14 protein-coding genes are annotated in these 12,571 nt (G+C 71.7%); 4 read left to right on the forward strand and 10 right to left on the reverse strand.

What is annotated here, in order from left to right; genetic code table 11:
• The first annotated feature begins 9 nt into the window (after nucleotides 1-9).
• On the forward strand, nucleotides 10-408 hold the full coding sequence (locus RC2_RS02830; protein ID WP_211266819.1) for an acyl-CoA thioesterase: 399 nt from the start codon (nucleotides 10-12) through the stop codon (nucleotides 406-408).
• On the opposite strand, the gene RC2_RS02835 is transcribed toward RC2_RS02830, so the two are convergent.
• From RC2_RS02835 to RC2_RS02860, 6 genes are all read right to left on the reverse strand, one after another.
• Nucleotides 405-1,358: an AraC family transcriptional regulator gene (locus tag RC2_RS02835; RefSeq protein WP_072681024.1), complete on the reverse strand. Its 954-nt coding sequence runs from the start codon at nucleotides 1,356-1,358 to the stop codon at nucleotides 405-407. The two genes, RC2_RS02830 and RC2_RS02835, sit on opposite strands and share 4 nt — an antisense overlap.
• 96 nt (nucleotides 1,359-1,454) lie before the next feature.
• Nucleotides 1,455-3,131 (reverse strand): thiamine pyrophosphate-binding protein, encoded by a 1,677-nt coding sequence (locus tag RC2_RS02840; RefSeq protein WP_068151152.1) that lies wholly within the window; start codon nucleotides 3,129-3,131, stop codon nucleotides 1,455-1,457.
• A 20-nt stretch (nucleotides 3,132-3,151) separates the two neighbouring features.
• Nucleotides 3,152-3,931, reverse strand: a complete 780-nt coding sequence (locus tag RC2_RS02845; protein WP_068151085.1) for a cyclase family protein — start codon at nucleotides 3,929-3,931, stop codon at nucleotides 3,152-3,154.
• A complete protein-coding gene (locus RC2_RS02850; RefSeq protein ID WP_072681026.1) occupies nucleotides 3,928-5,577 on the reverse strand; it encodes a phytoene desaturase family protein in 1,650 nt (549 codons plus the stop codon). Before RC2_RS02850 ends, RC2_RS02845 begins: the two co-directional genes overlap by 4 nt.
• Nucleotides 5,574-7,067 (reverse strand): flavin-containing monooxygenase, encoded by a 1,494-nt coding sequence (locus RC2_RS02855; protein WP_139277253.1) that lies wholly within the window; start codon nucleotides 7,065-7,067, stop codon nucleotides 5,574-5,576. The genes RC2_RS02850 and RC2_RS02855 overlap by 4 nt, the downstream gene beginning before the upstream one ends.
• A complete protein-coding gene (locus RC2_RS02860) occupies nucleotides 7,064-7,870 on the reverse strand; it encodes an SDR family oxidoreductase (protein ID WP_068151088.1) in 807 nt (268 codons plus the stop codon). Before RC2_RS02860 ends, RC2_RS02855 begins: the two co-directional genes overlap by 4 nt.
• A 192-nt stretch (nucleotides 7,871-8,062) precedes the next feature.
• Here RC2_RS02860 and RC2_RS02865 point away from each other — a divergent pair, with 192 nt between their 5' ends.
• Nucleotides 8,063-8,737: a GOLPH3/VPS74 family protein gene (locus tag RC2_RS02865; protein WP_068151091.1), complete on the forward strand. Its 675-nt coding sequence runs from the start codon at nucleotides 8,063-8,065 to the stop codon at nucleotides 8,735-8,737.
• Nucleotides 8,738-8,763: 26 nt separating this feature from the next.
• Here the strand turns inward: RC2_RS02865 and RC2_RS18855 are convergent, their stop codons facing one another.
• On the reverse strand, nucleotides 8,764-8,910 hold the full coding sequence (locus RC2_RS18855) for a hypothetical protein (protein WP_169818406.1): 147 nt from the start codon (nucleotides 8,908-8,910) through the stop codon (nucleotides 8,764-8,766).
• Between the two features lie 26 nt (nucleotides 8,911-8,936).
• Here RC2_RS18855 and RC2_RS02870 point away from each other — a divergent pair, with 26 nt between their 5' ends.
• Nucleotides 8,937-9,452, forward strand: a complete 516-nt coding sequence (locus RC2_RS02870; protein WP_068151094.1) for a CGNR zinc finger domain-containing protein — start codon at nucleotides 8,937-8,939, stop codon at nucleotides 9,450-9,452.
• Here the strand turns inward: RC2_RS02870 and RC2_RS02875 are convergent.
• Entirely contained in the window at nucleotides 9,427-10,965 is a 1,539-nt protein-coding gene (locus RC2_RS02875) for a carboxyl transferase domain-containing protein (protein WP_068151095.1), read from the reverse strand. The two genes, RC2_RS02870 and RC2_RS02875, sit on opposite strands and share 26 nt — an antisense overlap.
• A 72-nt stretch (nucleotides 10,966-11,037) precedes the next feature.
• Here RC2_RS02875 and RC2_RS02880 point away from each other — a divergent pair, with 72 nt between their 5' ends.
• Nucleotides 11,038-11,232: a YdeI/OmpD-associated family protein gene (locus tag RC2_RS02880; RefSeq protein ID WP_245810933.1), complete on the forward strand. Its 195-nt coding sequence runs from the start codon at nucleotides 11,038-11,040 to the stop codon at nucleotides 11,230-11,232.
• Here RC2_RS02880 and RC2_RS02885 read toward each other — a convergent pair whose 3' ends face one another.
• Complete coding sequence (locus RC2_RS02885) at nucleotides 11,233-11,796, reverse strand: sugar O-acetyltransferase (protein WP_068151102.1); 564 nt, start codon at nucleotides 11,794-11,796, stop codon at nucleotides 11,233-11,235.
• Complete coding sequence (locus RC2_RS02890; RefSeq protein WP_068151106.1) at nucleotides 11,793-12,548, reverse strand: type 1 glutamine amidotransferase; 756 nt, start codon at nucleotides 12,546-12,548, stop codon at nucleotides 11,793-11,795. Before RC2_RS02890 ends, RC2_RS02885 begins: the two co-directional genes overlap by 4 nt.
• Between the last annotated feature and the right edge of the window lie 23 nt (nucleotides 12,549-12,571).

Genomic DNA, 12,571 nt, shown 5'->3' on the forward strand with positions numbered 1-12,571 from the left:
GAACGTCCGGTGACCTTCTCCTACCGGTCCCGCGTCGAGTGGATGGACACCGACGCCGCCGGGATCTACCACAACAGCACCGTCGTTCGATTCGTCGAATCCGCCGAGGCCGCACTCGTTCGCGAGTGGGGCCTCGGCTCGGTGTATTTCCCTCGGGTACCGCGCGTGCGCTACGAGGTGGACTTCCTCGCTCCGTTGTACTTCGGGCAGGAGGTGACCACCGAGCTCTCCGTCGCCCGCGTCGGCTCGTCGTCCCTGCGCTTCGAGTTCACGGTGCGGGGCGAGGCGTTCGACGGCCGCGACGCCGTGGTGGCCGCGCGCGGCTCCTACGTCGTGGTGCACATCGATCGCGCGACCGGACAGGCGCGTGACTGGCCGTCCGAGTGGGTGGATCGCTTCCGGGGCTAGCTCGCCAGGGTGCGCGACGGGCTCTCGCCGAACTCGGCACGGTAGGCCTGCGAGAACCGGCCGAGGTGGAAGAAGCCCCAGCGGGCCGCGACCTCGGTGACGCTCTCGGCGCCGGGACCGCCGGCGACGAGGTCGTGGTGGGCCCGGTTCAGCCGGACGCGACGCAGTTCCTCGAGCGGGGTGGTGCCGCGCTCGCGGTGGAACGACGCCTGGAGCGTGCGGGCGCTCACCCCGGCCTCGGCCGCGAGATCCGCCACACGCCAGGACTTCTCGGGATGCTCCTCGATGAGGGCCAGGGCGTGCCGGACCGCGCGGGAGGTGACCACGGTCTCGTCCGGCCGCGGCCCGTGCGCACTGCTGTTGGGCTGGGCGGCCAGCAGCCCGCCGATCACGACCTGTTCGAAGTGCCGCGCGGCGAGGGGTGAGTGCAACAGGCCGGAGTCGCTGTCCACCTCGTCGCAGGCGTAGCGCACCAACCGCATCCAACTCGCCACCGTCGGCGCGGCCAGATCCACCAGCGGGTGGAAGACCACCGGTTCGTCGGTGTCGGCCGCGAACTGCACGGCGTCGCGCGGAATGTGGACCAGCAGTTGCTCGCAGTCGGCGGACCACACCATGTCGACGGGCAGGGTGGGCGAGGGGAGGGACGCGAACCGCCGGTCCGACACCACCTCGGTGTCGCCGACACGGACCCGAGCGCGACCGCTGAGCGGGATCTGGACCAGATAGAACGATCCGAACGTGCCCGGGGTGATGCGCACTTCCTCGCCGTAGCGGAGGTAGTTGATCCCGATGGAGCCGACCGACGCGGCGTTGTGCACGAGTGACAAGGCGCCGCGTCGGTCGGTGACGGTGAGACCGTGCGGACAGAACGTTTCGCCGACCGAGGTGCGGGCCTCGTCCAGGTCGGACGTGGTCAGCACCGGGTGGCGACGCAACAGCGTGGACATGGGCCTCCCTCGAGTCGCTCGAGTGTGACCCCCATCATACCAACTACGTGTTGCGTCGATGTTTCGATCGTCGAAAAACTGTCATAAGCCGCACGGTCAGTGGCCCCGGAATGCCTCCGCGAGCCACCAGGCGCCGCCGTCGGGCGCGATCTTGGCGTCGATGACCAGAACACCCTGCGGGGATCGGAGCCACTCCGCGACCGGCGCGAGGTCCGCCGTCGTCCGCACGGTGACTCCCGTGGCGCCGTAGCCGCGCGCCACCGCGGCGATGTCGACGTCCGGGAACGTGACCGTCGACAGATCGACGTCGTCGGCGTGGTCCGGGCCCGCGAAGTGGTGCACCTCGGCGCCGTACGCGGCGTCGTCGTACACCGCGATCACCAGCGGAGTGCCCAGCCGCACCGCCGTCTCGAGCTCGGCGATCCCCATGAGGAACCCGCCGTCACCGGTGCCGATCACGGGCAGTCGATCGGGGCGGGTGAGCGCCGCGCCGAGTCCGCTGGCCAGGCCCAGGCCGATCGACTGGAAGGCCTGCGTGAAGCAGAACGAGTGGTGATCGGGCACACGCAGGTACGTCGACGGGTACCCCATGAAGTTCCCCGAGTCGATCGCCACCAGTCGTTCCGCCGGCAGCAGCCGGTCCAGTTCGGCCGAGAACACCCGCGGATCGATCGTGTCCGCGGTGGACAGATTCTCGGTGGGGGTGTCGTTCCACCACCGGCGCTCCGCGAGGCGGGCCGACACCTCCGCCGTCCGGTAGCGCTGCGCGGTGTCACCGACGGCAGCCAGGACGTCGGCGGCCGTCGCCCGGCAGTCCCCGTGGATGCCGAGCGTCACCGGGCGGTGGGCGCCGAGGGCCTCGGCGGTGTCGTCGATCTGCACCACCCGGGTGTTCTCCCCGATGAGGGAGCCGTGCCGCATCGTCCACATGTTCAGCGCGCACCCCCACCCCACGATCAGGTCGGCGTTCGAGATCAATTCGGCCGTCAGCGGTGCGGAGAATCCGCCCGAGATGCCGAGATCGAACTCGTGCCCGCGGAAGAGGCCGTTCGCGACGGCCGACGTGGCCACCAGCGCGCCGACGCGATCGGCCAGCGCGGCGATCTCGTCGCCCGCGTTCCGCCCACCGCGGCCGGCGACGAAGACCGGTCGCTCCGACTCGTCGATCAGCCGAACGAGCTCCCGCACGGCCGAGTCCGCCGGCCGCACCGGGGCGGGGGCGACGGGTCGGCGCACCGTCGTCGTCTCGGGGGCCGGCGACGCCTGCACGTCGAGCGGCAGGCTCACCACGACGGTGCGGCGACCGTGCACCGCGGTCTGCCAGGCCCGGGTGACGTCCGCGACCGCCGTCTCGGCGGAGTGCACGCGCTCGGGCACCGCGCCCACGGACAGGGCCAGCGCGTCCTGATCGATGCGGAAGTTCGACAGGCGGCTCGATGCCGCCACGTCCGCGGTGAGCACGATCATCGGCGTTCGACTCTTGGCCGCCTCGCCGATTCCGGTGACGGCGTTGGTCAGTCCGCATCCCTGGTGCAGGGTGAGGACGCCCGGGTGCGCGGAGAAGCGGCTGTAGCCGTCGGCCATCGACGCCGCGCCGCCCTCGTGTCGGGCCGCGGTGAACGGCACGCCGCGTGCGATCAGGGCGTTGGTGACGGCGAAGTTGCCGCTGCCCACCACCCCGAACGCGTGGCCGACACCGAGCTCGGTCAGTACCTGCGCGACGACGTCGGCGACCGTGGCGGTGGGCACCGCGGTGGGCGCAGCGGTGGGCACGGCCGTTGCCGTCGCGGTACTCACGCCGCCCCCGGCACGAACGCGAGCACGCGTGCGGGCGAGCCGGTTCCGCCGACGATCGGCAGCGGGGAGGCCACCAGGACGGCCCCGGTCGCGGGCAGTCGGTCGAGGTTCTGCAGCTGCGTCAGGCCGTACTTGTCGGCGCCGAGCAGGTGGTAGTGCACCGGGAACATCGGGTCCATGCCGCCCGCCTGGCCGGCGTCGACCCCGACGGTCTCGACGGCGAATCCGGTGATCGACGACGCCGCCAGCCACTCGGCGCCGGCCACGGAGACCCCGGGGGTGTGCGGGCCGGAGTCGTCGGCGTTGAGGAACGCGTCGGCGTCGTGGTTGCGGGCACTCCAGCCGGTCCGGAAGACCAACCACGCGCCGTCCGGCAACGGACCGTGCTCGGCGACGTGGGCGTCGAGATGCGCGGGCTCGAGCAGGAAGTCGGGATCGCGGGAGACCTCGTCACGGAAGTCGAGCACCACGGCGGGACCGACCAGGCGGCCGGGCGGAATGGTGTCGACGGTGTGCCCGTCGCGGCCCGTCGCCCAGTGCGCCGGAGCGTCGACGTGGGTGCCGGTGTGCTCGCCGGTGTGGATGTTGTTCCACCCCCAGCCGGGGCCGTCGTCGTCGAAGTTGCTGACCGGTTCCAGCGAGAGCGGAATCGTGTTCGCGAATGGCGCCGGCAACTGCAGGACCGGGGTCGAGGGCGACAGCGGGGCGGTGAGGTCGACGACGTGGACGGCGCCCGAGGCGAGGTCGGAGAGCAGGCTGTCCAGGGTGGTGGTCATGGCCGGAACCTTTCGGTCAGACCGCGCAGCCGGGTGGCCACGCGGGTGGTCGGGGAGGGGGCGATCAGCTGCTGGGCGACGAGATGGCCGGAGCCACCGCCCAATCCGGGACCCGGGTGGGTGAACGCCCCGATGTGGAACAGCCCGTCGATGCCGGTGCGGTGCCCGGTGCCGGTACCCGGCCGCCACAGCAGCGACTGGTCGATCTCGGCGGCGCCGCCGTACGGATCGCCGTGCACGGCATTGGCATTGGCGGCGGCGAGGTCCGTGGGCGTCAGCACCGCCGTGCCGGTGACCGACTCGCGCAGGCCGGGCGCGTACCGCTCGATGCGGGCGAGGACCCGGTCGACGTAGGCGGCGGTGACGGACTCGGTCCAGGACCCGTCGACCGCGATCGCGCCGGCCGCGTCGCCGATCGGCGCCCACGGCACCTCCTGCAGCTGGACCCACAGAGTGGACGCACCCGCGGGAGAGCGGGACGGATCGAGAACGTCCTGTTGTCCGACCACCACGGTGGGGTCGGCCGGCAACAGCCCGGATTCGGCCTGCGCACAGGCGATTCCGGTGCTCCCGGCGCCGTCCCCGACGTGAATCAGCGGGACCTCCCGCAGCCGGGTGTCCGTCCACGACACCGGGCGGTCGAGGGCCAGATGGATCTGCATCGCGGCCCGGCCGGGGCGGTGTCGCGCCGCGGCGCGTCGACCGGCGGGCGGGGCGACGTCGGCGCCCAGCAACTCCTGGTACAGACGCGGCGTGGACGACGACGCGAGCACGGCTCGTCGCGCGGCGATCCGCCGGTCACCGACGCGGACCCCGACGGCCCGACCGTCGGCGACGTCGATGTGCGACACCGGTTCGCCGAGGGCCACGGTGACTCCTCGCTCGGCGAGCAGCGTCCCGAACGCGGCGGTGAATTCCCCGGCGCCGCCGGTGACCACCGGCAGTCCCGCGGCGTGCATGCTGAACGCCATGATCGGCAGCATCAGCCCGCCGGTCGCGTGATCGGGGGACAGGCCTGCGTGCAGGAGCCACGGCGACCACAGCTGGTCGACTTCCCAGCCGCGGAACCGCTCTCGGACGTAGCCGCGTCCGCTCTGCAGCGCGACCCGGACGAAGTCCGTGCTGCCGTCCCGCCCGAGTGCCCGCAGCGCGCCGGCGCCGAGTCGGGCGAGATCGAGCGGTCGCAGTTCCGACCCCAGCGCGCCGAACGCGTGCGGTGCCCACGACTCGAGCTCGGCCAGCATCTCGCCGTACGCGCGCCGATCCTCGTGGTGTTCGAAGGTCTTCGCCGTCACCGTCGGATCGCGATGGGCCACCACCGTGCCCCGGTCGGAGAGTCCCGCGGTGACCGCGCCGTCGGTGTTGGAGTACGCGAGGCCGTGTCGGTGCAGATCGGGTCCGAGGTCCGCGTACGCGCCACCGGTCACGAAGAGCGGATGCCAGGAGCTGAACGTGTCGTGGACGTGCCCGGGACGGGTCAGCTCGTCGGAGGCGACGAAGCCGCCCAACCGATCTCGCTCGTCGACCAGCGCCACGGACCAGCCGGCGCCCGCCAGTTCCGCGGCGGCCACCATGCCGTTGATGCCCGCACCGACGACGACGGCGTCCACCGTCTCCGCCGCGGGGCCCGGGTGAGCTGCTGTCACCGCCGCACTCGCTTCTTCAGCTTCTGCACGAGGTCACGGTAGTCACTCGGGTTGATCGGCAGGAGCCATTCCTTCGCCTTGGTCAGGCGCGAGACACCGAGACCGATGTCGGACAGCGTTTCGTCGATGTTGTGCACCGAGAACGGAATGACGTTGGTGCCGCGCGCGTGGTTCCCGCGAGTGCGTTCGCGCATCCACCGCAGGCGAGTGGCCACCTGCTGACGCATCTCGTCCTCGCTCGGCAGGGTGTGGTTGCCGCCGAGCAGGGAGCCGATCCACAGCGCCGACACCTCGGCGGAGAGCGGGGAGAAGAACGACGAGTTGTAGCCGGCGAAGCTCAGATCGTCCACCCCCACCGGGTGGATCTGGCGGTAGAGCACGTAGTCGCCACGCTCGTCGGTGAACCGGTTCAGCACGTCGTCCGGCAGGAACGGGATGGTCTGTCGCCATCCCGTCGCCGCCAGGATCACGTCGGTGCGGATCACCGAGCCGTCCGAGAGCTCGGCGTGTGGCGTGCCGTCCTTCTCGAGCAGGCGGGTGACGGTGGTGTCGCGACGAACGTCGATGCGCCCGTCGGCGACGCCCTCGAAGAAGCCCTCGCTGACCAACGACACGGTGGCGCGGGCGATGTCGGCGAACGTGCCCAGGGGAATCAGGCCGAGCTTCTCGAGCTGCAACTGCTTGGTGGTCACCGAGCCCACGCTGTCGACCATCCCGTCGGCGATCAGGGAGTTCCGCGCGTGCAGCAGGCGCTCGACGCCGCTCACCGTGTGGTAACGGAAGATGCCCTCACCGAGTCGGGTGAGCATGAGGTACTTGTAGTTCAGGACGCCCTTGATCTTGCGGGGGAGCTTCCACAACAGTTCGCGGGCCACGACGGTGGTCGACGCGGCGACGCCGGCGACCTCGACGGTGATGTCGCAAGCGGACTTTCCGTAGCCCACCACCATCGCGTGCTTGCCGGCCACCTGATCGAGGTGGTGGAGATCGCCCGCGGGCATGATCTCGCCGCCGGCGGCGAGGAAGTCCTCGCGCCCCTCGAACGGCGGGACGAACGGCTCCGAGAAGATGCCGCTCGCGAGCACCAGGTGGTCGACGTGGCGGGTGTCGGTGCCCTTCTCGCTCGCCGTCGTCACGTCCCAGCCGCCGGTCGCCGCGGGGGTCGCGGAGACCACCTCGGTGCTGCACTCGACGGCCGAGAGGATGCCGAACTTCCGGGCGTAGTTCTCCAGGTAGGCCTGAACCTGTTCTCCCGACGGCCATTCCGGGTAGTGCTTCGGCATCGGCATCTCGGACAATGCGTAGGTGCCCTTGTTGTTCTGGGTCTTCAGACCCGGGTAGCGACGCGTGGCGCTCCACACGCCGCCGACGTCGGGGGCCTTCTCCCAGACGACGACGTCGTGGCCGAGTTCGGTGAGGACGCGTGCGGTGGACAGGCCGGCGAAGCCGGCGCCGACGATGCCGACGAGCAGTCGAGGTGTGGTGGTCATGCGGGATCCTGTTCGGCGAGTTGGGGAATGGCGGGCACGGCACGTTCCGGACCCATGGCGGAGTAGCCGCCGTCGGCGGCCCAGTCGGCCCCCGTGACGACGGAGGCGGCGTCGGAGGCGAGGAAGGCGACGACGTCGCCGACTTCTCGCGGATCGCCCACGCGCCCGGTGAGGTGGAAGGGTGCGGCCACGCGGTCGGTCTTCGCGCGGTCGCCGCCCGACAGGCCGTCCATGATCGCGGACCACGTCCACCCGGGGCTGACCGAGTTGACGCGGATACCGTCGGGGGCGAGGTCCATCGCCATCGAGCGCGTCAGCTGCGCGATCGCGGCCTTGCACGCGGGGTAGACCCAGCGTCCGGTCTGCGCGACCGAACTGGAGATCGACGTGAAGTTGACGACGGCGGCATGCGGTGAGGCGACCAGGTGCGGATGGGCGGCCTGGACCAGCGCGACCATCGAGACGACGTTGACGTCGAGGGCGGTCAGCCAGTCGGCCCGCGGGGTGGCGAAGCCGTCGTCGAGGTAGACCGCGGCGAGGTTGACCACGATGTCGAGGCCTCCGTGGGCGTCGACGACGGCCGCGACGAACGCGCGCACCGCTGCGTCGTCGGTGACGTCGAGGTGGCGGAACGTCACCGACTCGCCCGACTCGGCGGCTGCGCGCTCGCCGTTCTCGTCGTCGATGTCGGCGATCACGACGGTCGCTCCCGAGTCGGCCAGGGCAGCGACGACGCCCCGCCCGAGCAGGGTAGCGCCGCCGGTGACGACGGCGGTCCGCCCGGTGAGATCGACTGCTGTCATTCGTCCTCCTCCATCCGTGTGACGCCGCGATCGGGGGCCCGATCACGTGTCGTGGATCACTGATGGCGGCGGACGTTACGGACGGTCCGGCAACGGCACTATCCGTTTCGCGCCGTCGTCGTCCGGATCGCGCCGGCAGGTCCGTCGCGCAGGGCTCTCCCGTTCCGCGTCGGGGGTCCGTAAGGTCGAGCCATGACCCTGATCGCCGAGGATCTGCTGCTGCTCCTGCTGGACGACGGCTCGGGAAAGCCCGTGGTCGACAGCACCAAGCTTCCGCGGGCGGTGGCGGGGGCCGTGATCCTCGAGCTCGCGATGTCCGGCGTGGTCACGGTCGCGCAGGACGGCGAGGACGTGAAGAAGGGGCGCCTCGCCGTGCGGGGTCCACGGCCGGACGAGCCGATCCTGCAGGAGGCCGTGGCCGCGATCGACGGGGCCAAGCGGCCCATGACGCCGAAGAGCGCCGTGGAGAAGCTGCACAAGGCGATGCACGAGAAGGTGCTGGCGCGGGTGATCGACCGCGGTTTCGTCGACGAGCAGAAGGGGCGGGTGCTGGGACTCTTCCCCACGACGTCCTGGCCGGCGCGGGACACCGTGCACGAGGCTCGGGTTCGCGAGACGTTGCAGTGGGTGCTGGTGGACGGGCGGGATCCCGATGCGCGGACCTGCGCGCTGGTGGCGCTGCTGTCGTCCATCGACGCCGTGCCGAAGGTCTTTCCCGGCGCGGACAAGCGGTCCGTCAAGAAGCGGGCGGCGGAGATCGCCGAGGGTCAGTGGGCGTCCGAGGCCGTCCGCAGGGCGGTGGAGGACGTGTGGTCCGCCGTCGCGGTGGCGGTGATGGTTCCGACCATCGTCACCACGTCGTCCTGACCGGGTCCACGACGTCCTGACCTGGTCTACGCCGTCGTGGCCGATCGGACGAGAGTCGCTGTCACGATGCGGTTCTCGCCGCAGTGGCAGCGTTCGTAGATCACGACGCCCTCGCTCGTTCCGTGCCGGGACAGCTCGGTCCAGCGGTGCAGGCAGGCGATGGTGGTGGTCATGACGCCGAGTCTGCTGTAATGGCCTTGTGCACCTCAACCCTTACGGCGAGTACGCGGTGCGGATGGCCGTCGACCTCGTGAACGACCCACCCGCGACGGTCGCCGACTTCGAGCAAACTTGCCTCGACGCCGGCATGTCCGACGACACGGTCTCGGCCCACACCGACCTCGATCGGGCCCGCGCGTTCCTCACCGAATGGATCGGTGTCGTCGACGCCCCGACGGACACCCGGCGCGCCGAGGCGCTCAACGCCCTGCTCGCCCAGACCTCGGCGTACCCGCGTCTGACCGACCACGCCGGCGACGGGTGGCACCTGCACTACCGCGACCCGGACCTCCCGCTCGCCGACGTGGTCCGGGCGCTCGTCAGCGTCGGCACCGCGCTGCATCTGGTGGGCCGCGGGATGCACCGGTTGGGGCGCTGCGCCGCAGCCGACTGCACCAGGGTCTACGCCGACTTCTCGCGCACCGGTCGCCAACGGTACTGCGGCACGGTGTGTTCCAATCGCGACGCCGTCAGGCGCCATCGGGCGCGAGCCTGACGCCGAGCTGACGGAAGCGCCGTCGTCGGGCCGCGGCGCGCGCGTCGTCGTCGAGCTCGCTGATCGCGGCGAGCTCGCGCGCCACCGCGTCGCCCAGTCGGGTGAGGAACGTTCCGGCGGCTGTGCTCTCGTCGACGCGCTCGTCGGTGCCCCCGTCGGTGCCCTCGTCGACGACCGTGTCGACGACGCCGTTCGCCCGCAGGTCGGTGGCTCGAATGCCCTGTGCCTCGGCCAGATCCGCGGCATGGGCGGTGTCCCGGTGGACGATCGCGCTCGCCCCTTCCGGTGGCAGCGGAGCGAGCCAGGCGTGGGCGGCGGCGACGGTGCGGTCCGCCGGCAGCAGGGCGAGGGCTCCGCCGCCCGTGCCCTGCCCGAGCAGAACCGACACCGTCGGCGTGCGGAGCGTGACCAGATCGGCGATGCATCGGGCGATCTCGGGAGCCAGGCCCCGCTCCTCGGCCTCTCGGGACAGCGACGCACCGAGGGTGTCGATCACGGTGACCAAGGGCAGTCGGAGCTCCTCCGCCAACCGCATCGCCCGACGAGCCTCGCGCAATGCCCCCGGCCCCATGGTGCGCTCGGGCGTCTGGCCGGCCCGGTCGTGCCCGAAGACGACGCACGGGTGCCCGCGGAACCGTGCCAGCGCGGACACCACGGTGCTGTCGACGTCGCCGTGGCCGGTGCCGCTGAGCAGGGTCACGTCGTCGGCCGCGACGGCGATCAACTCCCGTAGCCCCGGGCGGTCGGGTCGTCTGCTCTCCAGCACGGACTGCCAGGCGCTCCCGTCCGCGGCGGGCGCGGTCTCGTCGGTCGGGGGTCGTGTCGCCGGGGCCGGTGGGGGCGCGTCCGGCGTCGTCACGGCCAGCACTCGACGGAGGGTGTCGCGGAGCGCCCCCGGTTCGATCACGGCGTCGAGCACGCCCGTCCGGGCCAGGTTCTCCGCCGTCTGCACCCCCTCGGGGAACGGCGCGCCGTACAGCGCCTCGTAGACGCGCGGGCCCAGGAAACCCACCAGCGCACCGGGTTCGGCGAAGGTCAGATGCCCCAGCGATCCCCAGGACGCGAACACCCCGCCGGTGGTCGGGTGACGGAGGTAGACCAGGTACGGCAACCCGGCGGCGCGGTGCGCGGTCACCGCCGCGGACACGGTGATCATCCGGACGAACGCGACCGTGCCCTCCTGCATACGGGTCCCGCCCGACGACGGCGAGGCGATCAGCGGCAGACCCCGGGAGGTGGCGTGCTCGATCGCGGCGGTGATGCGTTCCGCCGCGGCGTGACCGATCGATCCCGCGAGGAAGGAGAACTCGCCGACGATCAGGGTCACCGGCGTCCCGCCGACGGTCGCGTCGCCGGTGAGGACGGACTCGTCGACCCCGCTGCGCTCGCGGGCGCGCGCGAGGTCGGCGCGGTAGGCGTCGGACACCGGCCCGTACGTCGGGGGCTCGTCGAGGGAGACGTAGGTGCCGGGGTCGACCACGAGGTCGATCAGTGCGCGCGCGGAGACCGTCACGGGGAGCAGTATCGCGCGCGCGGCGGCCTCGGCTCCGCCAAGACCCCGCCCGTGTGGGTGACCATCGGGGGAGTGACCGTGCGCGTCCGGATCGGACGGATGGGTGGCGAGAACCTCGTCGGGCTGAACAAGGCCGTGCGGGCGGCGTTCGACGCGCTCGCCCCGTCGGCCCGCAAGGAGCACGCTCGCTCCGTCGCGGACGCGAAGCGGGCCGACACCCGGGCTCGCCGCGTGGCCGCCGTGGTGGCGGCGCTGCGCGGGGCGTGATCAGTCCCTCGGGAGGTCCCTGATCACCCTCGCCGGGGTGCCGACCGCGACCACGTTCGGCGGCAGGTCCGTCGTGACCACCGCCCCGGCTCCCACCACGGTGTTCTCCCCGATGGTGACGCCCGCGCAGACGATGACGCCACCGCCCAGCCACACGTTGTCGCCCAGCGTGATCGGCTCCGCGGACTCCCACTTCGCGCGTCGGGCGGCGGGTTCGAGGGGGTGGGTCGCGGTGAGGAGCTGCACGTTCGGCCCGATCTGGCAGTCCGACCCGATCGTGATGCGGGCGACGTCGAGCATGACCGCTCCGACGTTCACGAACGTTCCCGTCCCGATGCGGATTCCGTACCCGTAGTCGGCGTGCAGAGGTGGCCGGATCTCGACGTCCTCGCCGACCTCGTCGAGCAACTCCTCGAGCAGCGCGCGGCGGCCGGCGGCGTCCCCGGGGGTCGAGTGGTTGTAGGTGTGCAGCAGGTCCGCCGCTCGGAGCGCATCGGCCTGCAGTTCGGGATCGTCGGCGCGGTAGAGCTCGCCGGCGAGCATGCGCGCCTTCTGTCCGGTCATCGGTGCGCGCCTGCGGCGGTGGTGGCGGCTGTCGGGGTCGGCGCATCCCGTCGAACGACATCGGCGAACCGGCGCGCGAGGACCGCCGAACCGGATGCGATCAGCTCGTCGTTCGCCACCAGGTGCTCGAACGCTGCGGTCAAGCGAGCCGCGTCGTCCGGTGCTGTTGCGGGGGAATCGGCGACCCACCGCTCGAAGCGTGTGGGCGAGACCTCCGGGTGGAACTGCACCCCCCACACCGCGCCCCCCACCCGGAACGCCTGATGCTCGTACCGGTCGGACGAGGCCAGCAACCGGGCGCCGTCGGGCAGACGCGCGATGCGGTCGTAGTGGTGTTCGGCCACGAGCAGCGACGCGCCGAGATCGTGGAACAGGGGATCGTCGTCGACGTCGATCAGATCGAGCCGCACCGCCCCGATCTCCGACGGCCCGTCGCCCACCGTCACCCGACCGCCCAGGGCGCCGGCGACCAGTTGACCGCCGAGGCAGATGCCCAGTGTCGGAACGTCGGTCGCCGCCGCGTCACGGATCAGCGCGCGAATGCTCTCCAGCCAGGGGTGGAGCTCGTCGTCGTGGGCGCTCGCGTATCCGCCGAGCACGATGATGCCGTCGTATCGATCGGCGGAGGGGACGTCGTCGCCGTCGTAGGGGCGCACCACGTCGAGGTCGAGGCCCGCGTGCTCCAGCCAGTCCTCGAACCTGTCCGGGCCGACGCGGGGGTCGGGTTGCACCACGAGAACGGTGGGCCTCACACCCTGCCTCCCATCCGGGCGCC

Source organism: Rhodococcoides corynebacterioides NBRC 14404 (assembly GCF_001894765.1).
In the GTDB taxonomy this organism is placed as follows: Bacteria; Actinomycetota; Actinomycetes; order Mycobacteriales; family Mycobacteriaceae; genus Rhodococcoides; species Rhodococcoides corynebacterioides.

What these genes read in the sequence shown, in the direction of transcription:
- RC2_RS02885 (WP_068151102.1), bottom strand. Translation starts at nt 11,796, where the DNA reads ATGACCGGACAGAAGGCGCGCATGCTCGCCGGCGAGCTCTACCGCGCC.
- RC2_RS02860 (WP_068151088.1), bottom strand. Translation starts at nt 7,870, where the DNA reads ATGACAGCAGTCGATCTCACCGGGCGGACCGCCGTCGTCACCGGCGGC.
- RC2_RS02865 (WP_068151091.1), top strand. Translation starts at nt 8,063, where the DNA reads ATGACCCTGATCGCCGAGGATCTGCTGCTGCTCCTGCTGGACGACGGC.
- RC2_RS02845 (WP_068151085.1), bottom strand. Translation starts at nt 3,931, where the DNA reads ATGACCACCACCCTGGACAGCCTGCTCTCCGACCTCGCCTCGGGCGCC.
- RC2_RS02835 (WP_072681024.1), bottom strand. Translation starts at nt 1,358, where the DNA reads ATGTCCACGCTGTTGCGTCGCCACCCGGTGCTGACCACGTCCGACCTG.
- RC2_RS02855 (WP_139277253.1), bottom strand. Translation starts at nt 7,067, where the DNA reads ATGACCACCACACCTCGACTGCTCGTCGGCATCGTCGGCGCCGGCTTC.
- RC2_RS18855 (WP_169818406.1), bottom strand. Translation starts at nt 8,910, where the DNA reads ATGACCACCACCATCGCCTGCCTGCACCGCTGGACCGAGCTGTCCCGG.